Raw genomic sequence first — 24,516 nt, 5'->3', positions numbered from 1 at the left:
TGCCCAGGGCTGGACCCAGAGCTGGACCCAGGGCTGGACTCAGGGCTGGACGCGGGATCGGACACCGGACCTCCTCACGCTCGGTGCGACTCTAGGGCCTTCATCCGCGCGCCCGGAGGTGTGCGCGCTCGCCCTGCCGCCCGAAGAGACTGAGGAACTCCACCGGCTGGTCGTCGGCCGCTCCGAACCAGTGCGGAACGCGGGTGTCGAACTCCGCCGCCTCGCCCGGGGTGAGCACCAGGTCCTGCTCGCCGAGCACCATCCGGAGCCGTCCGTTCAGCACGTAGAGCCACTCGTAGCCCTCGTGGGTCTGCGGCTGCGGCGTCTGGCGGCCCCGCGCCGGGATGATGAGCTTGTAGGCCTGAATGCCGCCGGCGCGCCGGGTCAGCGGGAGCATCGTCATCCCGTGTCGGACCACCGGCCGCAGGTGCACGCGGGGGTCGCCGGTGGGCGGGGCATCGACGAGCTCGTCCAGCGTCACGCCGTACGTCCGCGCCAGCGGGAGCAGCAGCTCCAGGGTCGGTCGGCGGGCGCCGGACTCCAGCCGCGACAGCGTGCTCACCGAGATCCCGGTCGCACGGGCGACCTCGGCCAGGGTGGACCCGCGCCGCTGGCGCAACGCGCGCAGCCGCTGCCCGACGGCGCTCAGATCCGTGGTCCGTCCCGGGTTCGGTTCGTCAGCCATGCTCAGAAGTTTGCCATTCCCGCAAGGACGTTTGCCGTCAGTGTGCCGCGCCTGCGGATGTTGGGAGATCGAGGAGGACACGGCGGCCGATGTCGCGGCCAGAAGGGAGGCTCCGGCCTACTGACAGTTCGTCAATTAGACGGTACGGTCGAGGCCGGAGGTGCCACCATGTCCCTGCTCAAGCTCGCCGAAACCAGCATCCCGGCTCGCGTCCGCACCCGGATGGCCGAGCGCGCCAAGCCCGCGGTGCGGTGGGGCCTCGGCCACGGACTGCCCCGGGTCGCGATCGCCCGCGCGTCCCGCCGGGGCGACGTGCAGGGCCAGCTCATCCGGGCCGCCGCGACCCGCGGCGACGACCCGGCGCTGGTGGCTCTGCTGGAGGAGATCCGCGGCCAGGGCGTGCTCGTCCGCGGCGGGCTGAGCCACGTGACCGTGAGTCACGCCGCGGTCAAGGAGGTGCTGTCGAGCAACGACTTCTCGACCGGCCTGCCGCTGCCGTCCAACGGCGTGTGGGGCACGCTCGGCGACTGGTCGGAGAGCGAGTTCTTCAACCCGGTACGACCGCCGTCGCTGCTGGTCACCGAGCCACCCGACCACACCCGGTACCGACGGCTGGTGACGCGCGTCTTCTCCGCGCGCGCCGTGGAGCAGCTGCGCTCCCGCACCGAGCAGATCGCCGCCGGCCTGCTCGACGACCTCGACCCGGCCGGTGACGTCGACCTGGTGGACGCCTACTGCGGCCTGCTGCCGGTGACCGTCATCTCCGAGGTGCTCGGCGTCCCGCTGGAGATGCGCCGGCGGATCCTGGAGCTCGGCGGTGGCGCGGCCGCCAGCCTCGACATCGGCCTGGGGTGGGGCGAGTTCCGCGCCGTCGAGGCGGCGCTGCAGGAGTTCGACTCCTGGCTGACCGGCCACCTCGAGCGGCTACGGCGCGACCCGGGAGAGGACCTGCTCAGCCAGCTGGTCCACGCCCAGGAGGACGGCACCGGGCTCACCGAGCGCGAGATCAAGGCGACCGCCGGGCTGGTGCTCGCCGCCGGCTTCGAGACCACGGTCAACCTGCTCGGCAACGGGATCGCGCTGCTGCGCGGCCACCCCGAGCAGCTGGAGCGGCTGCGGGTCGAGCCCGAGCTGTGGCCCAACGCCGTCGACGAGATCCTGCGCTACGACCCGCCGGTCCTGCTGACCGGCCGGGTGGCCACCGTCGACACCACCGTCGCCGGGCGGGAGCTGCGGGCCGGGCAGGCCGTCACGACCGTGCTGGCCGGCGCCAACCGCGACCCGGAGGTGTTCGAGGATCCGGCGGTGTTCGACATCGCCCGCCCGAACGCGCGCGACCACGTCTCGTTCTCCGCCGGGCGGCACTACTGCCTCGGCGCCCAGCTGGCGCGGATGGAGGGCGAGGTCGGCTTGCGTGCGCTCTTCGACCGGTTCCCGGACCTCGAGCTGCTGCCCGGTGCCGAGCGGCGTCCCACCCGCATCCTCCGCGGCTACGAGCACCTCCCCGCCCGCCTCAACGGCAACTGAGGCGTCGAGTCTCGGGTTCGCGAGCGTTGAGTCTCGGGTTCGCGAGGGTTCAGTCTCGGGTTCGCGAGGGTTCAGTCCCGGGTTCGCGAGGACCCACGGAACCCGCGACTCGACCCACGGAAACCCGGGTCTCGACCCACGGAAACCCGGGTCTCGACCCGCGGGAACCCGGGTCTCGACCCGCGGGAACCCGGGTCTCGACTGATCGCCGGTCAGCGGCCGACGGCGTGGGCGTAGGGGACGAAGTCGGCGAACCGGGCCGCGATGAGGGCGGGGTCCTGCTCGACGACCCAGTGGTTGCCGCGGATCTGGTGCGTCAGCAGGTTGCGGCAGTACGGCGCGGGCGCCTCCCGCTGCATGCGGCTCGAGACGTGGGCGTCGTCGTCCGGCGCGAGCACCTGGACCGGCACCCAGACCTCACGCGGCTGGGGCAGCGTCATTCGGCCGAGGAAGTTGGCGCGGTACAGGCCGAGCCCGTTGCGGGCGTCGCGATCGTTGGTGGGCCGGCCGGTGGGCCGGGCGGCGCCGGCCCGCTTCGAGCGGGAGACCAGCAGGTCCAGCACACCGCGGCCGATGGCGAGCTCGGGCAGCACCGGCAGCTGGAAGGCCATGATGTAGGTCGAGTCGAGCAGCTGCTTCACGGTGCCGACGGGGTGCTCGCGCACGTTGCGCAGCCAGTGCGCCGCCATGTCGAGGCTGGGTCCCGAGATGCTCGTGAACGACAGGATCTGGGCGGCCAGGTCGGGGTCCACGACCGCCTCCCAGCCCTGGATGGAGCCCCAGTCGTGACCGATCAGGTGGAACCGCTTGCCGGGCACCACCGTGTCCACGACGGCACCGAGGTCGTCGACCAGCTGCGAGAGCCGGTACCCGTGCCGGCTGGCCGGGGCCTCCGAGGCACCGGCGCCGCGCACGTCGTAGGTCACGACGTGGTACGCCGGCCGCAGCTGCTCCACCAGGCCGTTCCACACGGAGTGGTCGTCGGGGTAGCCGTGCACCAGCACCACGGTCGGGTCGGCCGGGTCGCCGTGCTGGTAGACGGCCAGGGCGAGGCCGTCGCGGGTCTGGACGTAGCTGCTCGGGGTCACGCCGACAGGCTACGGCTCTCCGGCACGTCCACGCCGCCGTCCCGCGGGGTGGGCTCCCAGCCGGGCGGGCCGAAGACGTAGCCCAGCCGGTCGCGCCAGTTGTCGGCGGAGCGAACGTCGCGCAGGAGCGCCGCGTAGTCGCCGTACTGCAGCTTGAGGAGGTGGTAGGTGCCGACAGGCTTGGTCAGGCCGTACGTCGGCTGCTGCCGCTCCGGCTGGAAGGTGCCGAAGAGGCGGTCGAAGACGATGAGGATGCCGCCGTAGTTCTTGTCGAGGTACTCCGGGTCCGACCCGTGGTGCACGCGGTGGTGGCTCGGGGTGTTGAAGACGAGCTCGATCGGGCGCCACAGCCTGCCGACCAGCTCGGTGTGGACGAAGAACTGGTAGATCAGGTTGATCCCGAAGGCGACGTACAGCGTCCAGGGGGCGAAGCCGAGCAGGGGCAGCGGCAGCCAGAAGAAGAACTCGAACCAGGGGTTCCACTTCTGTCGCAGCGCGGTGCCGAAGTTCATGTACTCGCTGGAGTGGTGGGCCTGGTGGCCGGCCCACGCGATGCGGGAGCGGTGGGAGAACCGGTGGTGCCAGTAGTAGCCGAGGTCGAGCCCGACGATCAGCAGCACCCAGTACCACCAGGTGTCGGTCGGCAGCTCCCACGGCGCGAGGTGGACGAAGACGGCGCTGAAGCCGAAGAACGTCACGACCTTGAACGCGGTGAGGAAGAAGACCGAGACGACGCCCATGGAGATCGACGTGCGCGCGTCCTTCATCGAGTAGCCGGTCAGGTTGTCGTCGTGGTCGAGCCACCGCAGCGCGGCCAGCTCGATGAGGATCGTGAGGACGAAGAACGGGACGGCGTACGTCACCGGGTTCTTCATGGGGTCGAGCAGTTCCTCCACCGCTGAGTCCTTCGCATCCGTCGAGACCATATGACCTTGGGGTAACTTACCCCGCGTTCATATCTTCTGCCTAGACTTCCGGCCATGGCACGCACGAGCACGGCGCACCGACCGAACGCCGGCACGAAGGGCGTTCCGCGCGCCGACCGCGAGGAGCAGATCCTGCTCGCGGCCTCGGAGGTGTTCGGCACCGCCGGGTTCGCGAGCGCGTCGGTCGCAGCGATCGCCGCGCGTGCCGGCATCTCCAAGCCGCTGATCTACAACTACTTCGGCTCCAAGGAGGGGCTGTTCACGGCGTGCCTGCACCGGGGCGGCGAGATCCTGGCCGGGGAGATGGAGCGGATCGCCAGTGGCGACGCCGTCGGCCTGGAGCGCGCGCTGCTCACCCTCGAGGGGATCTTCCGGCTGCTGGAGCCGCAGCCGTGGCTGTGGCGGCTCTTCTTCGATCCGACCGTGCCGCGCTCCGAGCGCGGCATCGCCGCCGAGATGGCCCTGCACACCGACCGCATCACCGCGCTGGCCGACGAGGGCGTCGCGGAGATGCTGCGGCTCACTGCCGGCCCGGACGTCGACCCGCTCGACGCCTCGGCGCTCTCCGCGGTGTGGATGAGCATCGTCGACGCCCTGGTCACCTGGTGGCTCCAGCACCCCGACCAGTCCCCGGAGGAGATGACCCAACGCTGCGTCCGGCTCTTCGTCGCCGCGCTCTCGGCCGAGTTCCCGGCCAGCGCCGTCGCGGCACCGGCAGACTGACGCCCATGAGCATCGGCCGCGACATCCAGGGGAAGATCTACCGGGCCGGGGTCTTCGGCCACCGGCCCGTCGTACCCGTGGAGCCGGCGGCGCTCGAGGCCGCCGCCCACGAGGTGATGAGCCCGCAGGCGTGGGCCTACGTCAACGGCGGCGCGGGACAGCAGCGCACCGTCGCCGCGAACGCAGAAGCGTTCGGCCGGCACCGGATCGTGCCGCGGATGTTCGTCGACGTGCAGGAGCGGGACCTGAGCGTGGACCTGTTCGGCCGCACCCTCCCCAGCCCCCTGCTGCTCGCGCCGATCGGAGTGCTCGAGATGGCGCACCCGGAGGCCGAGCACGCCGTCGCCCGCGCGGCCCGCGCGCTCGGGACGCCCATGGTCATCTCGACCCAGGGGTCGGTGCCCATGGAGGACACTGCCCGCGCGCTCGGCGAGACGCCCCGGCTCTACCAGCTCTACTGGAGCCGCGACGACGAGGTCGTCCGGTCGTTCGTACGACGGGCCGAGGCGATCGGCAGCGACGCGATCGTGGTCACGCTCGACACCCACCTGCTCGGCTGGCGCACCCGTGACCTCGACCTGGGCTACCTGCCGTTCGCCCGGGCGGAGGGCATCGCGCAGTACACCAGCGACCCTCACTTCCGCTCCCTCGCCCAGGCGCGCGAGCCGTCCACCGAGCCCACACCGCGCCCCACACTCGCGGCGGTCCGGGCACTGCTCTCCATGGCGCGGCACTACCCCGGATCCACGTGGGCCAACCTGCGCTCGCCGCACCCGCGGGCGGCGGTCGAGACCTTCCTCGACGTCTTCTCGCGCTCCGACCTGACCTGGGCCGACGTGGCCCGACTGCGGGAGATGACCACGCTGCCGATCCTGGTCAAGGGGATCCAGCACCCCGCCGACGCCCGGCTCGCGCTCGAGCACGGCCTGGACGGCATCGTCGTGTCGAACCACGGTGGCCGCCAGGTCGACAACGCCATCGGCGCGCTCGACGCGCTGCCGGCGGTCGTGGCCGAGGTGGGCGGCCGGGTCCCGGTGCTCTTCGACAGCGGTGTCCGCTCCGGTGCCGACGCGTTCGTCGCGCTGGCGCTCGGCGCCAGCGCCGTGCTGCTGGGCCGGCCGTGGGTCTACGGCCTCGCGCTGGCCGGCGAGGACGGCGTCCGGGCGGTCGTCGAGCACGTCCTGGCCGAGCTGGACCTGACGATGGGGTTGGTGGGGGCCGGGTCGGTCGGCGAGATCACCCGGGACCTGCTGCAGTCGTGACCGACCTCGCGCGCAGCCCCCAGGTCGCGGCCCCCGCCCAGGACACCGGCCGGGCCGTCGTCGGCGTCGACCTGGCGTGGGGCGAGCGGCAGCCCACCGGCATCGCGGTGCTCGACGGCGGCGGGCGGCTGGTCCACGTCGCGGCGGTGCGCACCGACGACGAGATCGACAGCGCGCTGGCGGCGTACGTCGCGGGCCCGTGCCTGGTCGCGATCGACGCGCCGCTCATCGTGCGCAACGCCACCGGCAACCGCCGCGCCGAGGCGGCCCTCAACCGCGACTTCGCGCGCTTCGACGCCGGGGCGCACCCGTCGAACACCGCCAAGCCGGAGTTCCGGGAGGGCACCCGCGGCCAGCGGCTCGCGGCCCGGCTGGGGCTGGACGTCAACCCCCGCTCCGGCCGCCCGCGCCGGGCGATCGAGGTCTACCCGCACCCGGCGACCGTCGCGCTGTTCCGGCTGGGCCGGACGCTGAAGTACAAGAACAAGCCCGGCCGCACGCTGGCCTCGCTGCGCACCGAGCTGCTCGCACTGATGAACCTGCTCGAAGGGCTCGCGGAGGCCGACGTACCTCTGCACGTCGCCGGCCCGGCGTGGGCCGCGCTGCGCGGACGGGTCGAGGACGCCGGCCGCAAGGTCGAGCTGCGGGCGGTCGAGGACCAGGTGGACGCCGTCGTCTGCGCGTACGTCGGCCTGCTGGCCGCCCGCGCACCCGAGCGCGTCACCGTCTACGGCGACGAGGAGCCCGGAGGCTGGCAGGACGGCTACATCGTGACCCCGACGCTGCCGGAGGGTCACACGCCGACCCCGCGCGAGCGGCGCGCGGCGGGACCGGCCCGATCGGCGGTCGACGCGTACGCCGCCGCCTACCCCGAGCTGGTCGAGGCGGGCCGCCAGGCGATCGGCCTGGTCGAGGCGGTGCTCGACGAGGCGGGCGTGAACTACCTGACCGTCACCGGCCGCACCAAGAGCGTCGCGAGCTTCGCGGAGAAGGCCTCCCGCACCCGCGGCGGCCGGCTGCTCTACGAGGACCCGCTGCGGCAGATCACCGACCAGCTCGGCGTCCGGGTGGTGACCTACGTGCTCAGCGACGTCGACCTGGTGGCCGAGCTGCTGGCCGACCAGGCGGTCGTCATGGATGACCGCGACATGGGTCAGGAGACCGCCGACGAGGGCCGGTTCGGCTACGCCAGCCGTCACCTCCTGCTGCAGGTGGCGCCGACCGAGCCCGGCTACGAGCTGCTGCGCGGACGTGTGGTGCAGGTGCAGATCCGGACCGTGCTGCAGCACGCCTGGGCGGAGTTCGAGCACGCGATCCGCTACAAGGGCACCATCCCGGCCGAGCACGCCAGCGACCTGGACCGGCGGTTCACGCTGGCCGCCGGTCTGCTCGAGCTCGCCGACCGGGAGTTCACCACGATCCGCGACCGGCTCGGCGAGACGCCGACCCAGCCGGTGCCCGAGGCGGCGGACGGACCCGACGACCCGCGGCTCGACCCGCGCGAGCTGGCGGCCTTCCTGGCCGGGCAGTACGCCGATGCCGGCTGGTCCCGCGCCGACCACTACGCCTGGATCTCCGGACTGCTGCTGGAGCTCGGCGTGACGTCGTTCGCCGAGCTGGCCGAGGTGCTGCGCCCGACCCGGGCGTGGAACCTCAACGAGCGGATGGGCTACCGCTACCCGCCCGGCGCCGTACGCCGGCTCGACGACGCCCTGCTGGCCGTCTTCGGTCAGCGGTACGTCGAGCTGCACGGCAACGCCCACCGGACCGGGCTGCTGCGCCAGCGGCTGGAGAGGCTGCGGGCCTCCTAGTCCGAACCGTTCAGTCCTCGGCCAGCGGCTGCGGCGTGTAGTGGCCGCGCAGGGTGTCGCGGAACAGGACCGCGGAGATCAGTGCGATGGCGCCGATCGGCAGCAGCGGGCCGAAGTAGCCGCCCTTGCTCCCGCAGGCGTTGGGGACCTCGTGGCCGGTGATCCAGTACCCGAGGATGGCCACGATCGCCCCGGTCGACACCAGGCAGACCGCGCCGCTGGAGATGCACAGGGCGAGCTTGCGGTGGGCGCGGGCGCCGAGCGGCAGCGAGAGCAGGGCCGCGCCGAGCACGGCGCCGACGATGAAGACCAGCGGACCGGACGGGTAGGTGCCGACGGAGCGGTCGCAGCCGGAGTCCGGCCCGTCGATGAGCCGGGTGATGCCGACCCAGCCGAACTGCACGACGGTCGCCGCCAGCACCCCGGCGACCAGGAGCAGGATGACCCGGCGCCGGGTCGTGATCCCACGCTGCAGCGTCCGCATGCAGGCACCGTAGCGCGCCGACGTGATCTGGATCACGCACTCCGTCAGGACGGCGCGGCGGCACGCAGCCGCTCCAGCAGCGGTCCGGCGGCCTCGTCGAGGAACCGCTGCTGACCCTCGTCGCCGACCTGGACCAGCGCCACGTCGGTGAACCCGGCCTCCCAGTAGGCGCTCACCGCCTCGACGATGGCATCGAGGTCAGGACCGCACGGGATCGACCCCGCGACGTCCTCCGGCCGCGTGAACTGCGACGCCGCGGCGAAGCCCGCGGTGGTCGGCAGGTCCGAGTTGACGCTCCAGCCGCCCCCGAACCAGCGGAACTGCTCGTGCGCCCGGCGCCGCGCCGTCTCCTCGTCGGGGTCCCAGCAGATCGGGATCTGCCCGATCGCGCGGGCGGCCGCCCCGATCTGCGGGGCGCCGTCGGTGGCGTTCCAGGTCTCGACGACGTCGGCCCGCGGCTCCACAGCGATCAGGTCGTCGGCCAGCGGCGCCAACTGCTCGATGGCCCGCGGCCCGGCGACCGCCACCCCGATCCGGACGGGCTCGTCGGGGAGATCCCAGATCCGGGAGGAGTCGACGGCGAAGTGCTCGCCGCGGTAGGTCACCAGGTCACCGGCGAGCAGCGCCCGGATGATCTCGATGGCCTCCTCGAGCATCTCGTGACGCGTCTCGAGTGCCGGCCAGCCCGCGCCGACGGTGTGCTCGTTGAGGTTCTCTCCGCTGCCCAGGCCCAGGGTGAAGCGGCCGTCGCTGAGCAGGGCGAGCGTCGCCGCCTTCTGCGCGACCACCGCCGGGTGGTAGCGCATCGTCGGGCAGGTCACGTAGGTCATCAGCCCGACCCGTTCGGTGGCGTGGGCGACGGCGCCCAGCACCGACCAGGCGTACGGCGCGTGACCCTGCTCGGTCAGCCATGGGGAGTAGTGGTCGCTGGAGACCTCGAAGTCGAAGCCGACCGCCTCCGCGGCGACGGCGTAGTCCACCAGCTCGCGCGGCCCGCTCTGCTCGGTCATCAGGGTGTAGCCGAACTTCGTCATGCCTTTCCGGGTATCCCACGTCCGAGACCGTGAACCCGCCGATTCCGTTGGTCGAGCAGCGAGGCCGCCCGCGGCCGAGCGCGTCCACATGAGAAGGACGGAAGTTCCCCCACAATCTCGCCCCGAGGGGCATTGACAGACAAGCGAATATACGTTCGAATAGATACACGAACGACGCTCTTACTCGGGACTGACCATGACCATCGCCTTTGCCCCCGGACAGCACCCCCTGCTGCGCTGCGCCGAGGTCATGGGTGAGGCACTCGACGCGGTCGTACAGTCCGAGCCCCTCTTCCTCCCGACGAGCGACAAGGCCGAGCTGCTGCGCCAGCTTGCCAAGGTCGAAGCCCGGCTCGCCGAGCTGCGGCTACGTGTCATGGCCAGCGCCTCCGACGTTGCGGAGTCCGTGGGGGCGCGTGATGTGGGGGCCTGGTACGCCGCCGAGACCCGACAGGGCCACGAGGCACCCCGCGCCGACCAACAGCTCGCCAGTTCGCTCGACACGAATTACCCCGTCCTGCGCAAGGCCCTGGCCGAGGGGCTGGTGAACCTCGCCCAGGCCCGCGTCATCGCCGCCGCGCTCGACGTCCTGCCGGCCGACCTCGACCCGGTCACCAAGAAGCGTGCGGAGAAGGCGCTGATCGGGTTCGCCGCCGACCACAGCCCCCAACAGCTACGGATCCTGGGCCGTCGGATCCTCGAGATCGTGGCCCCCGAGATCGCCGAGGCCGAAGAAGCCCGACGCCTCGCCGACGAGGAAGCCCACGCCCGCGCCAAGACCAAGCTCGTCCTGAAACCACTGCGTGATGGCACCACGAGGATCTCCGGGATCCTGCCCAACGCCACCGCCCACCGGTTGAAGACCTACCTGGAAGCCTTCACCAACCCCCGCAAGCAGAACGCACCCACCGGCACGACCGGCACCACGGAGGCGTTCGCCGGCTCGTACCCCCGCCGGCTCGGGCAGGCGTTCGGGCAGTTCCTCGAGGTCGTCGACCCCAAGCGACTCCCGATTCACGCCGGCGACGCCACCACCCTGATCGTGACCATCAACCTCGACCAGCTCAAAGCCGACCTCGGCACCGGACAGGTCATCGGCGGCGACAAGCTCACCGCCTCAGAGATCCGCCGCCTCGCCTGCACGGCGAGGATCCTCCCCGCCGTCCTCGACGGTAAGTCCGAGATTCTTGACCTCGGCCGCGGCAGCCGACTCTTCGAACCACCCCAACGCAAAGCCATCGTCCTGCAACACGAGACCTGCCAAGCCAAAGGCTGCGACCAACCCGCATCGTGGTGCGAAGTCCACCACCGAGAATCCTGGGCCGACGGCGGCACCACCGACCGCGACAACGCCGTACTCCTGTGCTGTCATCACCACCACCGAGCCCACGACCCCACCTACACCACCGACTATCACCCCAACGGCGACGTCACCTTCACCCGCAACCGCTGACGGTCGCGCGCGCAACAGAGCGAGTCGAGCCAAGGTCTTCGGCCTCTCCGGGACAGGAGGGTCTGCCCTCCTGTTGACTGGGCGTGTGAGGTCGGGAGCAGTTGAGATCACCGACTTGCTGTGGCCCCCGCCCAACGAGGACGGCACGCGGATTTCAGTCCGACGCGACGATGCCGTTGCCCTCTTGACGGAGCGCCGCCAACTCAGAGCCGCACGGATCGTTCGCCGGATGCCGACGAACGACGGAATGCTCGACGAGGTCTACCTCGACCGGCTGGCGCTGAGGATCCACTACGAGTTGCAACGGCTCGGCGAGGAACTACAGCTCGACCGGCGCGTCGCCGCCCTTCTCGCCCCGTGGATCGCTCGCCTTCAAGCCGCGGGCCGGACGCCTGTACGTGTCGTTGACGTCGGCTGTGGACTCGGCCACGTCATTCGTGCCGCTGCTGCCCATCGCCACTTCCCACCGGGAGTTGAACTCGTGGGCGTGGACCTGAACCGCGCCCTGGTCAACGAGGCACGGCGCCTTGCCTCTGTCGAGCAACTCGACTGCAACTTCATTGCCGGGGACGCGTTCGCTCCCGGCGTCGCGATCAACGACCCGTCACGAACGATCGTCATTTCGACGGGCCTGCTTCATCACCTTGACCTGCGCGAGCTTGTCGAGCTCTTCTCGGTCCAGGCGAGGCTCGGGGTAGCCGGTTTTGCCCACTGGGACATCGCGCCCTGCGTCTGGTCGACGGTGGGCGCGTGGGTGTTCCATCAGGCACGGATGCGAGAGCCCGTCTCGCGGCACGATGGGGTGATGTCAGCGCGTCGCGCTCACTGCGCGGAAGCACTCCTCGCGGCAGCTCACGCCGGAGCGCCTGAGTATGCGCCGTCCGTGATCGAAGGTTCGAGGTGGCACCCGCGCGCCATCGACGTGCTGCGCCCGATCACCGGATGGAAGACGTGACCGCGCTCGTCTTCGCCAGCCTGGTCGTACTCGCCTTGGTCGATGGTGCGTGCAGCGGCTTTCGTGCTGGTCTGGGCCGGACGGGACTGATCCGCCATGCTGAGCACGACCGCCGCTCCACGATCGTCGGGCTCGCTCTCGTGACCGTGTGCCTGCTGCCCGCCAGCTTCGCATTCGCTGCTGACATGGCCTTCGGTCAGTCGGGCTTGAAGGTGTACTCGGGTGCCGGGGCAGCGATGCTCAGGGTGCTGCTTCCGTACGCGGCCGTCGTGGGACTCGCTTTGACGGTGTACGGGCTGCTGGGGTGGCGCCGGAAGTACCTTGCCATGGCCGTGGTTCTGGGGCCGTTCACGTTGATACGTGCCGTCGTTGCGCTCAGCGCTGCCGCCGCAGGCTGTCTGGAGGCGGGCGCCGGAACGGCCGCGCTGGTCATCCTGCTCGGCACCCTTGCCATCTTGATCGTGGAACCACTCGCCAACCGCAGACTCGGGCCGTCGACGGGCTAGCGAGCGGTGCAGGGTCGACGAGCCGAGGGCGGACGGCCGAAGCCGAAGCTAGGCCGACCTCTGCTCAACCCCTCGGGTCACCCGGTAGCGGACGAACGACGGCACTGCCAAGGCGGCGACCACCACGCCGACCACGACCAGCACCCCACCGCCGGCGGCGACGGCCGAGGCACCGACCGCGGCTGCCGCCGCACCGTGCGCGGTGTCCGCGATCCGCGGGCCACCGGCCACCACGACCGTGAAGACGCCCTGCAGCCGGCCCCGCACCGCGTCGTCCGCGGCGGTCTGCAGCATGGAGGTCCGCAGCGCGGCCGAGGCCATGTCGGCGGCGCCACCCACCGCGAGTGCGAGGAGTGCGATGACGAGCATCGTGGTGCGGGCGTGCTCGGCGAGTCCGACCGCGAGGCCGAAGACGGTGACGCCGACGCCCCAGATCACGATGCACACCACGACGGCGAGCCCCTGCCGTTCGACCCGGGAGACCCAGCCGGAGAAGACCCCGCCCAGCACAGCACCGGCTGGAATCGCCGCGAAGAGCAGCGCAAAGACCAGCCCACCCTCCGAGGGGCCGTCGAAGTCGACGTGCGCCATCTCGGGGAACAGCGCCCGCGGCATCCCGAAGACCATCGCGATGATGTCGACGACGAAGCTCATCAAGAGGACCGGTTGGCCCTTGAGGTAGGCGAAGCCCTCGATGACCGAACGGATCCCGGGGTTCGTGGTGACGCCCTCGACCGCCAGCCGTGGCAGCCGCACGACGGCGTACAGCGTGGCGAGCAGGCACAGGGTGTCGACGAAGTAGAGCCACGCGAACCCGGTGAACGGGATCAGGATGCCGGCGAGCAGCGGGCCGGCGATCGCGCCGGCCATGGCCACCGTGTAGTGCAGGGAGTTCGCCGCCGGCAGCTGGTCGTCGGGCAGCAGCTTGGGCAGCACCGCGCTGCGGGTCGGCATGTTGACGGCGAAGAACGCCTGCTGGAGCGCGAAGAGGGTGAGCAGCAGCCACACGTTCACACCGCCGGCCGCGGCCTGCAGCCAGAACAGCGCGCTGGTCGCGATCAGCCCGACCGTGGTGACCTGGAGGATCGTGCGCCGGTCGAACGCGTCGGCCAGCGCGCCGCCGTACAGCCCGAAGACGATCAGCGGCACCAGTCCGAACACACCCGTCAGGCCGACGTACGCCGACGACCCGGTCTCGGCGTAGATCTGGGCCGGGATGGCGACGACCGTCAGCTGGGCGCCGACGACCGTGACGATCTCGGCGAGCCACAGGCGTCGGAAGTGGTCGTTGCGCAGCGGGCGGGTGTCCGCCACCAGGTCCCTCAGTGCCACCGTGCGCCTCTCTCCTGCTGCGCGAACACGGTAGTTGGCGAGCTGTCGGCTTCCCGAATCGAGAAATCTCACGGCAGGCTGTCGGATCGGGGACACCCCGTTCGTGGAGAGGGTGAGTGGCAGCCGACAGGGCTGCCCACCGACGCACCTTAAGCAAGGAGAAGAACCATGACGCAGTACCTGCTCGCCGTGCACGGATCGCACGAGGAGGGTGACCTCGGGAGCTACGCCACCGAGGAGGACATGCAGGCCGCGTTCGCCGCCGTCGACGCGTTCAACGAGAAGCTGCAGGCGGACGGCTACTGGGTGTTCGCCGGCGGGCTGCAGCCCGCCTCGACCGCCACCGTCGTGGACGGCACCGGCGACGCCGTGGTGACCACCGACGGCCCGTACCTGGAGACCAAGGAGCACATCGGCGGCTTCTGGGTCGTCGAGGCGCCCGACCTCGACGTCGCGCTGCGGCTCGCCGCGGAGGGGTCGAAGGCCTGCCAGGGCAAGGTCGAGGTCCGGCCGTTCCAGGGCGAGTGACCCCCGAGCTCGAGCGGGTCTTCCGCGAGGAGTACGGCCGCGTGGTCGCCTCGCTCGTACGCCGCTTCGGTGACATCGACATCGCCGAGGAGGCCGCGAGCGAAGCGATCCTGGCGGCCGTCGAGCTGTGGCCCGACCGCTACGGCCCCGACGGCATCCCGCCCAACCCGGGCGGGTGGCTCACCACGACGGCCGGGAACCGCGCCATCGACCGGATCCGCCGCGAGTCCCGGCGCGACGCGAAGCACCAGGCGGCTGCGATGATCCACGACGACACCCCTCCGGAGCCGACCGGGCCGGTGGTCGACGACCGGCTCCGGCTGGTCTTCACCTGCTGCCACCCGGCACTGGCGCCGGAGGCGCGGGTCGCGCTGACGCTGCGGCTGCTCGGGGGCCTGACCGTCCCCGAGATCGCGCGCGCCTTCCTGGTCACCGAGTCGACGATGGGCCAGCGGATCACCCGGGCGAAGGCCAAGATCAAGGCGGCGCGGATCCCGTTCCGCGTGCCCGGGCCCGAGGACCTGCGGGAGCGACTCGGTGCCGTCCTGGCCGTGGTCTACCTCGTCTTCAACGAGGGCTATCTCGCCAGCGCGGGCGAGGACCCCGTACGCCGCGAGCTGACCGACGAGGCGATCCGGCTGGGACGGCTGCTGCGCCGCCTGCTGCCCGAGGAGCCGGAGGTCACCGGTCTGCTCGCGCTGATGCTGCTCACCGACGCCCGCCGCGCCAGCCGGCTCTCGGCCACGGGCGAGCTGGTCACGCTGGCCGAGCAGGACCGCGGCGGCTGGGACCGCGCCCTCATTGCCGAGGGGCTCGGCCTGGTGCGGGAGTGCCTGGATCGCAACCGTCCCGGCCCCTACCAGGTCATGGCGGCCATCAACGCGGTCCACACCTCGGTACCGAGCACCGCCGACACCGACTGGTCCCAGGTCGTGCAGCTCTACGACCAGCTCTACGCGCTCACGCCGACGCCGGTCGTGGCGCTCAACCGGGCGGTGGCCGTCGCGGAGCTCGACGGGCCCGCCGTCGCGCTGGCGCAGGTCGACCGGCTGCCGCTGCAGGGCTACCACGCCTGGCACGTCACCCGGGCCGACCTGCTGCGCCGGCTCGGCCGCAGCGCCGCGGCGCGGCAGGAGTACGACGCCGCCCTAGCCGTGGTCGACAACTCGGCCGAGCGTGCCCATCTGACCCGACGCCGCGACCAGCTGTCCGGTTGAGTCCCGCCCCGTGGCCCCGCGAATCCCGCCCCGTGGCCCATGAGTCGGGGCCATGACCCCGGCCTCGCGGGGCCACAACCCGGGACTCGACGTGACGTCTAGTGTTCGAGGCGTGAGCCCGCTCGAGCTGCCGACCGCCGATCAGACGCTGCCGTGGATGGAGGAGCGTGCCGAGCGTGGCCTCGCCACCGCGCGGTCGGTGGCCGACCGGCTGCGCACGGACCCACCGGTCGATGCCCTGGACGTGCTGCGGGCGTGGGACGACCTCACGCTCGCGCTCGGCAACGTCGCGGCACCGGCCTCGTTGCTCGCCAACGTGCACCCCGACGAGGCGGTCCGCACCACCTGCGAACGCGTCGAGGCGGAGGTCGACCGGCTGGTCACCGAGCTGCAGCAGGACCGCCGGCTCTTCGACGTGTTCGACGGCCTCGACCCGGCGGGGCTCGACGGGCCGACGGGGCTCGCCTCCCGGCTGCTGGAGAAGACGTTGCGGGACTTCCGCCGCGCCGGCGTCGACCGCGACGACACGACCCGGGGCCGGTTGGCCGAGATCAACGAGCGGCTGACCGAGCTGGGCCAGGAGTTCTCGCGGGTGATCCGCGACGACGTGCGCTACGTGCGGGTGCCGGCCGAGCGGCTGGCCGGCATGCCGGAGGACTGGCTGGCGGCCCACCCCGCCGACCCTGAGGGGCTGGTCGCAGTCAGCACCGACTACCCCGACTCGGTCCCGGCGCGGATGTTCGTCCACGACGCCGCGGTGCGCCGGGAGGTGACCGTCGCGTTCCTGGAGCGCGGCTGGCCCCACAACGACGCCCTCCTGCAGGAGATGTTCGCGCTGCGCCACGAGCTGGCCACCCTGGTCGGCTACGCCGACTGGCCGTCGTACGACGCCGAGGTGAAGATGATCGGCGCCGGACCCGCGATCCCGGAGTTCATCGACAAGATCGCGGCGGCCGCCGCCGGGCCGATGGAGCGCGACCTGGCGGTCGTGATGGAGCGGCTGCGCCAGGACGTGCCGGACGCCACGAGCATCAGCTCCGCCGACCTGTCCTACTACCAGGAGCTGGTCCGCAAGGAGCAGCTCGAGGTGGACGCTCAGCGGGTGCGCACGTACTTCGCCTTCGACAAGGTCCGCGACGGCCTACTCGAGGTCACCGGCCGGCTGTTCCGCCTGCGCTACGAGCCGGTCGAGTGCGCCACCTGGCACGAGGACGTCGCGTCGTACGACGTCTTCTCGACCGCCGGCCGGGACGGCGAGCTGCTCGGCCGGATCCACCTCGACCTGCACGCCCGCGAGGGCAAGTACAAGCATGCCGCCCAGTTCACGCTCGCCGACGGGCTGCGCGGCCGGCAGCTGCCGGAGGGCGTGCTGGTGTGCAACTTCAGTCGCGGTCTGATGGAGCACGACCACGTCACGACGTTGTTCCACGAGTTCGGGCACCTGCTGCACCACGTGCTCGGCGGTCACGGCGACTGGACCCGGTTCGCGGGTGTGGCGACCGAGTGGGACTTCGTCGAGGCGCCGTCGCAGATGCTCGAGGAGTGGGCCTGGGACGCCGAGGTGCTGCGCTCCTTCGCCACCGACGCCGGCGGCGAGCCGATCCCTGTCGAGCTGGTCGCCAAGATGCGGGCGGCCGACGACTTCGGCAAGGGGATCCAGGCGCGGCAGCAGATGTTCTACGCCGCGATGTCCTACGTCTTCCATGCCGACCGGCCCGCCGACCTGACGGCCGCGATGGTCGAACTGCAGGAGCGCTATGCCCCCACGGCGTGGTTGCCGGGCACGCACATGTTCGCCAACTTCGGCCACCTCGGCGGGTACTCCTCGGCGTACTACACCTACATGTGGTCCCTCGTCATCGCGAAGGACCTGTTCAGCGCCTTCGCGGCCGGTGACCTGTTCGAGCCCACGGTCGCGGCGCGCTACCGCGACCGCGTGCTCGCACCCGGCGGCAGCAAGGACGCTGCGGACCTGGTCGCCGACTTCCTCGGCCGGCCCTTCACCTTCGACGCGTACGCCGCCTGGCTGGCCTCCTGACGCGCCCCCCAAAGTGTCACCGTGACACTTCGCCGCCAGAGTGACATCTCAAAGGGTCACTCCTAACGCACGATGTCACGGTGACACTTTGCGAGAGCCGGCGCCGCGCCCTCAGGCGTCGGTGCGGATGGCGCGGTTGACCCAGTCGGAGGTCACGACCATGCCGACCTTCTCGTAGAGCGACAGGGCGCCGGTGCGGGAGTCGGTTGAGAGCGTGGAGCGGACCGCGCCGTGGGCGCGAGCGGTCCCGAACGCCTCGGCGAGCATGGCCTGGGCCAGGCCCCGACCGCGCTGGTCACCGCGTACGGCGATCTTGTCGATGTAGCCCTCGCGGCCCTCGTCGGCCAGGAAGATCACGACCGCCGCGACGACCGCTCCGGCCCCGTCGGTGGCCACCCGCAGCTGCCACGGCTCGAAGCCCGGCCGGCCGGTGATCTGGTGCAGCCAGGTGTCCAGCGGCGTCCGCTCGCGCTCGGACCACTCCAGGAACGCGTCCTCGACGACCGTCCAGGCGGCTTCGTGGTCGGCGGCGGTGGCGGTGCGGATCTCGTAGCCCGCCGGGAGCGGCCGCTCCGGGATCGTGGCTCCCTCGGGCAGCTGCAGCGCCCAGGAGTGCCAGCGGACCTGCCACCCGAGCGCGTCGAGCAGCCGGTCGCCCGGCGAACCGACCGGCGTCGGCATGCCGACCAGCGGCGCGCCGGCCGCGGCGGCCTGTGCTCGGACCCAGCCGGCGAGCGCCGTACCGATGCCACGGCCGTGGTGGTCGGGGTGGACGCTGGCGTCGGCGCGGTCGTGGCCGACGTACTCCGCGTAGGCCACCAGCTCACCGCTGGGCCCGACGACCCCGACGCTGTGCGCCGCGAGGTCGTAGTCCGGGTCGGACCAGTCCGCGACCAGGTCGGCCTCCTCGATGGCCGCCTCACCGATGTCGGCGAGCTCCTCGGCTGCCATGACGTCGGCGATCCGGGCGGCGTCGGCGAGGACCAGGGGGCGCTGCGTGTAGCCCTCGGGGAGGGTCAGGGGGAGAGGCACGGCCGACAACGATGCCGCGAAATCGCCGACGGGGCCACCGGGTTTCCCCGGTAGCCCCGTCGAATGCGGCTGAGCGGACTCAGGCGGTCTTGATGGCCGAGATGTCGAACTCGAGCTTGACCTTCTCCGAGATCAGCACGCCGCCGGTCTCGAGGGCGGCGTTGAAGCTCAGGCCCCAGTCGGAGCGGTTGATGGTGGCCGAGCCCTCGAAGCCGACGCGGGTGTTGCCGAACGGGTCCTGGGCCGAGCCGGTCTCCTCGAAGACGACGGTGACGGGCTTCGTGGTGCCCTTGATCGTCAGGTCGCCGACGACGGTCCACTCGTCACCGTCGCGCGAGACGTCGGTGGAGACGAACGTGAGCTGCGGGTTCTCCTCGGCGCCGAAGAAGTCGGCGGAGCGCAGGTGGGCGTCGCGGTCGGCGACGCCGGTGTCGATGCTGTCGGCGTTGATGGTGACGCTGACGGTGCTGGCGGCCGGGTTGGCGGTGTCGATGTGCGCGGTGCCGGAGAACTCCTTGAACGAGCCGCGGACCGTGGTCACCATCGCGTGGCGGGCGCTGAAGCCCAGGCGGGTGTGCGTCACGTCCAGCGCGTAGTCGCCGGTCAGGTCCTCGACGACGGCGGTGGGGGCGTCGAACGTCTCGGCGACCTCGGTCTTGCGGGTGAAGATGCCCATGCTCTGCTCCTTGGGACATGTGCCGCGGGGGCACGAGTAGTGGAAGTTTCAACCACCGTAACAGCAGGCTTCCGAGACCTATTCCCACCGAGTTCCCCCGAAGTTGCCCCCAAGTTCCCCCAAGTTCCCACGGAGTTCCCACCGAGCGGAGGGTGACCCAGCGCACCGCGCCGACGAATCGGGGCGGTCTGGATCCACCCACTACCGTTGACGAGTGAGTTCCCACGACCCCAGAGCCGACGAGAGCCCCGCCGAGCTGCCCACCTTCTCGGAGCTCGGCCTCTCCGAGGGCGTGCTCGCGGCGTTGCGCGAGGTGGGCTACGAGACCCCCTCCCCGATCCAGGCGGCCACGATCCCGCTGCTCCTCGAGGGCCGCGACGTGGTGGGCCTGGCCCAGACCGGCACCGGCAAGACCGCCGCGTTCGCGCTGCCGGTCCTGTCCAACCTCGACCCCTACGACACCAAGAAGCCGCAGGCGCTGGTGCTCGCCCCGACCCGCGAGTTGGCGCTGCAGGTCTGCGAGGCCTTCGAGCGGTACGCCGCGCAGCTGCCCGGCATCCGGGTGCTTCCCGTGTACGGCGGCCAGGGCTACGGCCCGCAGCTGACCGCGCTGCGCCGCGGCGTCCACGTCGTGGTCGGCACGCCCGGCCGGATCATGGACCACCTCGAGAAGGGCACGCTCGACCTCTCGGAGCTGAAGTTCCTCGTGCTCGACGAGGCCGACGAGATGCTCAACATGGGCTTCGCCGAGGACGTCGAGACGATCCTGGCCGACACCCCCGCGGACAAGCAGGTGGCGCTGTTCTCGGCGACCATGCCGTCCCAGATCCGGCGGCTGTCGAAGAAGTACCTCAACGACCCGCAGGAGGTGTCGGTCAAGTCCAAGACCGCCACCGCCGCCAACATCACCCAGCGCTACCTGACGGTGTCCTACCCGCAGAAGGTGGACGCGCTGACCCGCATCCTCGAGGTCGAGAACTTCGAGGGCATGATCGTCTTCGTCCGGACCAAGAGCGAGACCGAGTCGCTGGCCGAGAAGCTGCGGGCCCGGGGGTACGCCGCCGCCGCGATCAACGGTGACGTCGCCCAGCAGCAGCGCGAGCGCACGGTCAACCAGCTCAAGGACGGCAGTCTCGACATCCTGGTCGCCACCGACGTGGCGGCGCGTGGCCTCGACGTCGAGCGGATCAGCCACGTCGTCAACTACGACATCCCGACCGACACCGAGGCCTACGTGCACCGGATCGGCCGCACCGGCCGCGCCGGCCGCACCGGTGACGCGATCTCGTTCATCACCCCGCGGGAGCGCTACCTCCTCAAGGCGATCGAGAAGGCCACCCGCACCACCCTGCAGCAGATGGAGCTGCCCAGCGCCGAGGACGTCAACGCGACCCGGCTCTCCCGCTTCGACGACGCCATCACGGCCGCCCTGGCCGACCCGGCGAGGATCGAGTTCTTCCGCGACGTGGTCTCCCATTACGTCAAGGAGTACGACGTGCCCGAGGTCGACGTCGCGGCGGCCCTGGCCGTCGTACTCCAGGGCGACGAGCCGCTGCTGCTCGACCCGGCGGCGGACCGGCCGATCCGCGAGGAGCGGCCCAAGCGTGAGCGCGACGGCGGCCGGGACGACCGGCGCGACGACCGCCGCGGCGACCGGCCCGAGCGCGTCTCGCGCGGCACGGGGCAGCCGTTGGCGACGTACCGCATCAACGTCGGCAAGCGGCACCGCGTCGAGCCCCGCCAGATCGTCGGCGCCATCGCCAACGAGGGCGGCCTGCGCCGCGCCGACTTCGGTGCGATCAGCATCCGGCCGGACTTCTCGCTGGTCGAGCTGCCCGCGGACCTGGCGCCGGAGACGATCGCGGCGCTGGAGAACACCCGGATCAGCGGCAAGCTCATCGAGCTGCAGCCTGACCGGGGCCCCGGGCGCGGCCCGCGCCGTTCGTACGGCGACCGCGACGACCGCCGCGACCGGGGCGACCGGAGCCAGGGGGACGACGACGGCGGCAAGCCGGAGCGCAAGCCGCGGCACAAGAACCGCTGAGCCGCTCCCCGCAACGCTTGCGTCAGTGGCAGGCTGGGCCCATGAGCGGACTCGACCTGGTCCCCGAGGGCAAGCGGGGTCTCTTCATCGCAGGCGACTGGCGGGAAGCGGAGAGCGGGGAGCGGTTCGCCGTGCACGACCCCGCCGACGGCTCGGTGCTGGCCCGGGTCGCCGACGCGGGGGTCACCGACGCCTTGGAGGCGCTGGACGCCGCGGCGGCCGCCCAGGCCGACTGGGCGCGCACGGCGCCCCGTGAGCGGGGCGAGATCCTGCGGCGTGCCTTCGAGCTGATCAGCGCCCGTGCCGACGACTTCGCCGAGCTGATGAGCCTGGAGATGGGGAAGACGGTCGCCGAGGCGAAGGGCGAGGTGACCTACGGCAACGAGTTCTTCCGGTGGTTCTCCGAGGAGGCCGTGCGCATCCACGGCCGGTGGATGAACAACCCCGCCGGCACCAGCCGGCTGCTGACGATCAAGAAGCCGGTCGGCCCGTGCTTCTTCGTCACCCCGTGGAACTTCCCGCTGGCGATGGGGACCCGCAAGATCGGCCCGGCGATCGCCGCCGGTTGCACCATGGTCGTGAAGCCGGCCGAGCTGACGCCGCTGACCATGCTCGCGCTGGCCGACGTGCTGAGCGAGGCGGGGCTGCCGGCGGGCGTGCTCAACGTGGTGCCGACCAGCCGCTCGGCCGACATGTCGAAGGCGCTGATGGCCGACGACCGGCTGCGCAAGGTGTCGTTCACCGGCTCCACGGCGGTCGGCAAGATCCTGGTCAAGCAGTCCGCGGACCAGCTGCAGCGGATGTCGATGGAGCTCGGCGGCAACGCGCCGTTCCTCGTCTTCGAGGACGCCGACCTCGACGCCGCCGTCGAGGGCGCGATGATCGCGAAGATGCGCAACATGGGCGAGGCGTGCACGGCCGCCAACCGGTTCCTGGTGCACGTCGACGTGGCGGAGGAGTTCGGCGCCCGGCTGGGGGAGCGGATGGGCGCGCTGAAGGTCGGCCGCGGCCAGGACCCCGGCGTGGACGTCGGCCCCCTGATCGAGGAGAAGGCCGTCGAGGCGGTGCACCAGCTGGTCACCGACGCGGTGCACGACGGCGCCCGGGTGGTCGCGGGTGGGTCCGCCCCCGACGGACCGGGGTACTTCTACGCGCCGACGGTGCTGCTCGACGTGCACCCGGAGTCGGAGATCAACACCCAGGAGATCTTCGGTCCGGTCGCGCCCATCACGACCTTCACGTCGGAGGAGGAGGCGGTCCGCCGCGCCAACGACACCGAGTACGGCCTCGCGTCCTACGTCTACACCCGTGACCTGGCCCGCACGATCCGGTTGGCGGAGACCCTCGAGTACGGCATGGTCGGCGTGAACACCGGACTGATCTCGAACCCAGCGGCCCCCTTCGGTGGGGTCAAGGCCTCGGGCTTCGGCCGCGAGGGCGGCTTCGAGGGCATCGAGGAGTACCTCGACACGACGTACGTCGCCCTCCCGGCTCCCTGATGCTGCTCTACGGCGACGTCGCGGAGCAGTACCGCGACTTCGCGGCGTACGCCGCCGGCGACTCCGCGACCTTCGAGGACTGGGCGAGCGCAGTGGCCGGGGACGACGAGGTGCTGGCCTGGTTGGCGCGGCTCCCACCGGTCAAGCAGCAGCCGAACCTCGTCTTCGCGGCCGCGCGGTGGCACGGCGTCGCCGCCCCCGGACCGTACGACGGCCTGCGGACCGCGCTGCTCGGCGACGACGGCACGATCCGGGCCACCATCCTGCGCCGAGCGACCCAGACCAACGAGGTCGGGCGGCTCGCCACGCTGATGCCGGCGTTCGGGCTGCTGGCCGCGCCCGACGAGCCCCTCGCGCTGCTCGAGGTCGGTGCGTCGGCCGGCCTGTGCCTCTACCCCGACCGCTGGGGCTACGCCTGGCGCACCGACGAGGGCGTCGTCGAGCTCGGTGACGAGCCGCGCCTGGAGTGCCGGGCGAAGGGCCCGGTACCGCTGCCGCGGGCGTTGCCCGAGGTGGCATGGCGTGGCGGCATCGACCTCAATCCACTGTCGGTCGCCTCCGCGGACGACACCGGGTGGCTGGAGACCCTCGTGTGGCCCGAGCACACCGACCGCCGCGACCGGCTGCGGCACGCGATCGAGGTGGCCCGGGCCGACCCGCCGCAGCTCGTCGCCGGTGACCTGCTCGAGGAGCTCCCGGCGCTGGTCGACCGCGCCCGTCCGCACGGCCGCGTCGTGGTCTTCCACTCGGCGGTCGTCGCCTACCTCGAGCCGGCTGATCGCGACGCCTTCGCCGAGCTGATGGCGTGGCTGGTCGGCGAGGGCCGCTGCCACTGGGTCAGCAACGAGGGCAAGGGCGTGCTGCCGACCGTGACGGCGACCGGTCCGGCGATCCCCGCCGACAAGCCGACGTTCGTGCTCGGCGTCGACGGTCGGATGGTCGCGATGACGCACGGTCACGGCCGCTCGATCACCTGGACCGGGTAGGGCCGGGACCCGGGTCTCGCGGGGCCACGGGGCGGGTCTCGCGGGGCCACGGGGCGGGTCTCGACGGGTCAGGCGGAGGAGCGGCGGGCCGCGTCGGTCTCGAGGATGCCTTCGAGACCGGCGCGGGAGCCGATGGCGAGCTTGCGGTAGACCCGGGACAGGTGCCACTCGACGGCCTTGACCGTGACGCTGAGGTGCTCGGCGATCTGCCGGTTGGTCAGGCCCTGGGCGGCCAGCCGGGCCACGCGCCGCTCGGCGACGGTGAGCCGGGCGAGCGCCTCGCCCTGCAGCGGGAGCGGTCGCTCACCGGCCCGATCCAGCAGCCGGCCGATCCGGCCGTGCAGTGGCCACAGACCCTCCTGGGCGGCGAACGCCTCCGCTCGGCGCAGCAGCGTGACCGCCTGGGCCACGCTGGCGCCGGCGGGGACGAGCAGCAGCAGGCCGGCGAGGTCGGTGTCGATCTGCGCGGCGAGCCGGTGGTCGGGCACGACACTCGCCAGACCGTGGGCGCGCCGCAGCGAGGTGAACGGGTCGCGGGTGGGAGCGGCGGTGGCCACGGTGCGCAGGGCGACGGCGAGCGGGTACGGCGCGGCCGCCTCCTCGGCCTGGACCAGCAGGTCCCCGGCCAGCGCCTCCGCCTCACGGCGGCGACCGGTGCGCAGCAGCGCGACGGCGGCGCCGGCCCGCCACGGCAGCAGCTCCGGGACGTC

Annotated in this window: 22 protein-coding genes; 13 read left to right on the top strand and 9 right to left on the bottom strand. The window is 71.8% G+C overall.

The genetic code is table 11. The annotated features are described in order from the left end of the window. Window positions 1–100: 100 nt before the first annotated feature. Window positions 101–685, bottom strand: a complete 585-nt coding sequence (locus VGE38_RS07825) for a helix-turn-helix domain-containing protein (protein ID WP_331141973.1) — start codon at window positions 683–685, stop codon at window positions 101–103. A gap of 168 nt (window positions 686–853) precedes the next feature. Between VGE38_RS07825 and VGE38_RS07820 the strand changes: the two genes are divergently transcribed. Next, window positions 854–2,212: a cytochrome P450 gene (locus tag VGE38_RS07820; RefSeq protein WP_331141972.1), complete on the top strand. Its 1,359-nt coding sequence runs from the start codon at window positions 854–856 to the stop codon at window positions 2,210–2,212. A 212-nt stretch (window positions 2,213–2,424) separates the two neighbouring features. Here VGE38_RS07820 and VGE38_RS07815 read toward each other — a convergent pair whose 3' ends face one another. Together VGE38_RS07815 and VGE38_RS07810 are read right to left on the bottom strand one after the other, a co-directional pair. Further along, window positions 2,425–3,300 (bottom strand): alpha/beta fold hydrolase, encoded by an 876-nt coding sequence (locus VGE38_RS07815; protein WP_331141971.1) that lies wholly within the window; start codon window positions 3,298–3,300, stop codon window positions 2,425–2,427. After that, on the bottom strand, window positions 3,297–4,196 hold the full coding sequence (locus VGE38_RS07810) for a sterol desaturase family protein (RefSeq protein ID WP_331141970.1): 900 nt from the start codon (window positions 4,194–4,196) through the stop codon (window positions 3,297–3,299). The genes VGE38_RS07815 and VGE38_RS07810 overlap by 4 nt, the downstream gene beginning before the upstream one ends. Before the next feature lie 84 nt (window positions 4,197–4,280). On the opposite strand from VGE38_RS07810, the gene VGE38_RS07805 reads away from it, so the two are divergent. From VGE38_RS07805 to VGE38_RS07795, 3 genes are read left to right on the top strand one after another with little or no spacing between them, the layout of a single operon-like run. Continuing rightward, window positions 4,281–4,949, top strand: a complete 669-nt coding sequence (locus tag VGE38_RS07805) for a TetR/AcrR family transcriptional regulator (protein ID WP_331141969.1) — start codon at window positions 4,281–4,283, stop codon at window positions 4,947–4,949. A gap of 5 nt (window positions 4,950–4,954) precedes the next feature. Continuing rightward, on the top strand, window positions 4,955–6,211 hold the full coding sequence (locus VGE38_RS07800; protein ID WP_331141968.1) for a lactate 2-monooxygenase: 1,257 nt from the start codon (window positions 4,955–4,957) through the stop codon (window positions 6,209–6,211). Then, window positions 6,208–8,022, top strand: coding sequence for a DUF429 domain-containing protein (locus VGE38_RS07795; protein WP_331141967.1), 1,815 nt, complete (start codon window positions 6,208–6,210; stop codon window positions 8,020–8,022). The genes VGE38_RS07800 and VGE38_RS07795 overlap by 4 nt, the downstream gene beginning before the upstream one ends. A 10-nt stretch (window positions 8,023–8,032) precedes the next feature. Here the strand turns inward: VGE38_RS07795 and VGE38_RS07790 are convergent, their stop codons facing one another. Together VGE38_RS07790 and VGE38_RS07785 are read right to left on the bottom strand one after the other, a co-directional pair. Next, a complete protein-coding gene (locus VGE38_RS07790) occupies window positions 8,033–8,506 on the bottom strand; it encodes a hypothetical protein (protein WP_331141966.1) in 474 nt (157 codons plus the stop codon). Window positions 8,507–8,550: 44 nt separating this feature from the next. Further along, window positions 8,551–9,540 (bottom strand): LLM class F420-dependent oxidoreductase, encoded by a 990-nt coding sequence (locus VGE38_RS07785; protein WP_331141965.1) that lies wholly within the window; start codon window positions 9,538–9,540, stop codon window positions 8,551–8,553. Window positions 9,541–9,736: 196 nt separating this feature from the next. Between VGE38_RS07785 and VGE38_RS07780 the strand changes: the two genes are divergently transcribed. The 3 genes from VGE38_RS07780 (at window position 9,737) to VGE38_RS07770 (ending at window position 12,454) form a co-directional block, all read left to right on the top strand. Next, window positions 9,737–10,993, top strand: coding sequence for an HNH endonuclease signature motif containing protein (locus tag VGE38_RS07780; RefSeq protein ID WP_331141964.1), 1,257 nt, complete (start codon window positions 9,737–9,739; stop codon window positions 10,991–10,993). A 229-nt stretch (window positions 10,994–11,222) separates the two neighbouring features. Further along, window positions 11,223–11,948 (top strand): class I SAM-dependent methyltransferase, encoded by a 726-nt coding sequence (locus VGE38_RS07775; RefSeq protein ID WP_331141963.1) that lies wholly within the window; start codon window positions 11,223–11,225, stop codon window positions 11,946–11,948. Beyond that, entirely contained in the window at window positions 11,945–12,454 is a 510-nt protein-coding gene (locus VGE38_RS07770; protein ID WP_331141962.1) for a hypothetical protein, read from the top strand. The genes VGE38_RS07775 and VGE38_RS07770 overlap by 4 nt, the downstream gene beginning before the upstream one ends. Window positions 12,455–12,502: 48 nt before the next feature. Here VGE38_RS07770 and VGE38_RS07765 read toward each other — a convergent pair whose 3' ends face one another. Then, window positions 12,503–13,786, bottom strand: a complete 1,284-nt coding sequence (locus tag VGE38_RS07765; RefSeq protein ID WP_331141961.1) for an MFS transporter — start codon at window positions 13,784–13,786, stop codon at window positions 12,503–12,505. 168 nt (window positions 13,787–13,954) lie between these two features. Between VGE38_RS07765 and VGE38_RS07760 the strand changes: the two genes are divergently transcribed. From VGE38_RS07760 to VGE38_RS07750, 3 genes are all read left to right on the top strand, one after another. After that, complete coding sequence (locus VGE38_RS07760; RefSeq protein WP_331141960.1) at window positions 13,955–14,314, top strand: YciI family protein; 360 nt, start codon at window positions 13,955–13,957, stop codon at window positions 14,312–14,314. After that, window positions 14,311–15,531, top strand: a complete 1,221-nt coding sequence (locus VGE38_RS07755; protein ID WP_331141959.1) for an RNA polymerase sigma factor — start codon at window positions 14,311–14,313, stop codon at window positions 15,529–15,531. Before VGE38_RS07760 ends, VGE38_RS07755 begins: the two co-directional genes overlap by 4 nt. Before the next feature lie 112 nt (window positions 15,532–15,643). Continuing rightward, complete coding sequence (locus VGE38_RS07750; RefSeq protein WP_331141958.1) at window positions 15,644–17,569, top strand: M3 family metallopeptidase; 1,926 nt, start codon at window positions 15,644–15,646, stop codon at window positions 17,567–17,569. Between the two features lie 111 nt (window positions 17,570–17,680). Here the strand turns inward: VGE38_RS07750 and VGE38_RS07745 are convergent, their stop codons facing one another. Both VGE38_RS07745 and VGE38_RS07740 read right to left on the bottom strand, forming a co-directional pair. Continuing rightward, a complete protein-coding gene (locus VGE38_RS07745) occupies window positions 17,681–18,601 on the bottom strand; it encodes a GNAT family N-acetyltransferase (RefSeq protein WP_331141957.1) in 921 nt (306 codons plus the stop codon). A gap of 79 nt (window positions 18,602–18,680) precedes the next feature. Next, window positions 18,681–19,277 carry a YceI family protein gene (locus VGE38_RS07740; protein ID WP_331141956.1) on the bottom strand — a complete coding sequence of 199 codons (597 nt, stop codon included), beginning with the start codon at window positions 19,275–19,277 and terminating at the stop codon, window positions 18,681–18,683. 214 nt (window positions 19,278–19,491) lie between these two features. Here VGE38_RS07740 and VGE38_RS07735 point away from each other — a divergent pair, with 214 nt between their 5' ends. From VGE38_RS07735 to VGE38_RS07725, 3 genes are read left to right on the top strand one after another with little or no spacing between them, the layout of a single operon-like run. Then, complete coding sequence (locus VGE38_RS07735) at window positions 19,492–21,321, top strand: DEAD/DEAH box helicase (RefSeq protein ID WP_331141955.1); 1,830 nt, start codon at window positions 19,492–19,494, stop codon at window positions 21,319–21,321. Window positions 21,322–21,362: 41 nt separating this feature from the next. Next, window positions 21,363–22,820 (top strand): NAD-dependent succinate-semialdehyde dehydrogenase, encoded by a 1,458-nt coding sequence (locus VGE38_RS07730; RefSeq protein WP_331141954.1) that lies wholly within the window; start codon window positions 21,363–21,365, stop codon window positions 22,818–22,820. Then, window positions 22,820–23,806, top strand: a complete 987-nt coding sequence (locus tag VGE38_RS07725) for a DUF2332 domain-containing protein (protein WP_331141953.1) — start codon at window positions 22,820–22,822, stop codon at window positions 23,804–23,806. Before VGE38_RS07730 ends, VGE38_RS07725 begins: the two co-directional genes overlap by 1 nt. Before the next feature lie 68 nt (window positions 23,807–23,874). Here VGE38_RS07725 and VGE38_RS07720 read toward each other — a convergent pair. Beyond that, on the bottom strand, window positions 23,875–24,516 hold a 642-nt coding region (locus tag VGE38_RS07720; RefSeq protein ID WP_331141952.1), incomplete at its 5' end, for a helix-turn-helix transcriptional regulator.

This window comes from Nocardioides sp. (assembly GCF_036405735.1).
Lineage (GTDB): Bacteria > Actinomycetota > Actinomycetes > Propionibacteriales > Nocardioidaceae > Nocardioides.
Note: the sequence above shows the minus strand (reverse complement) of the source record. Positions and strands in the feature narration are given on the sequence as shown.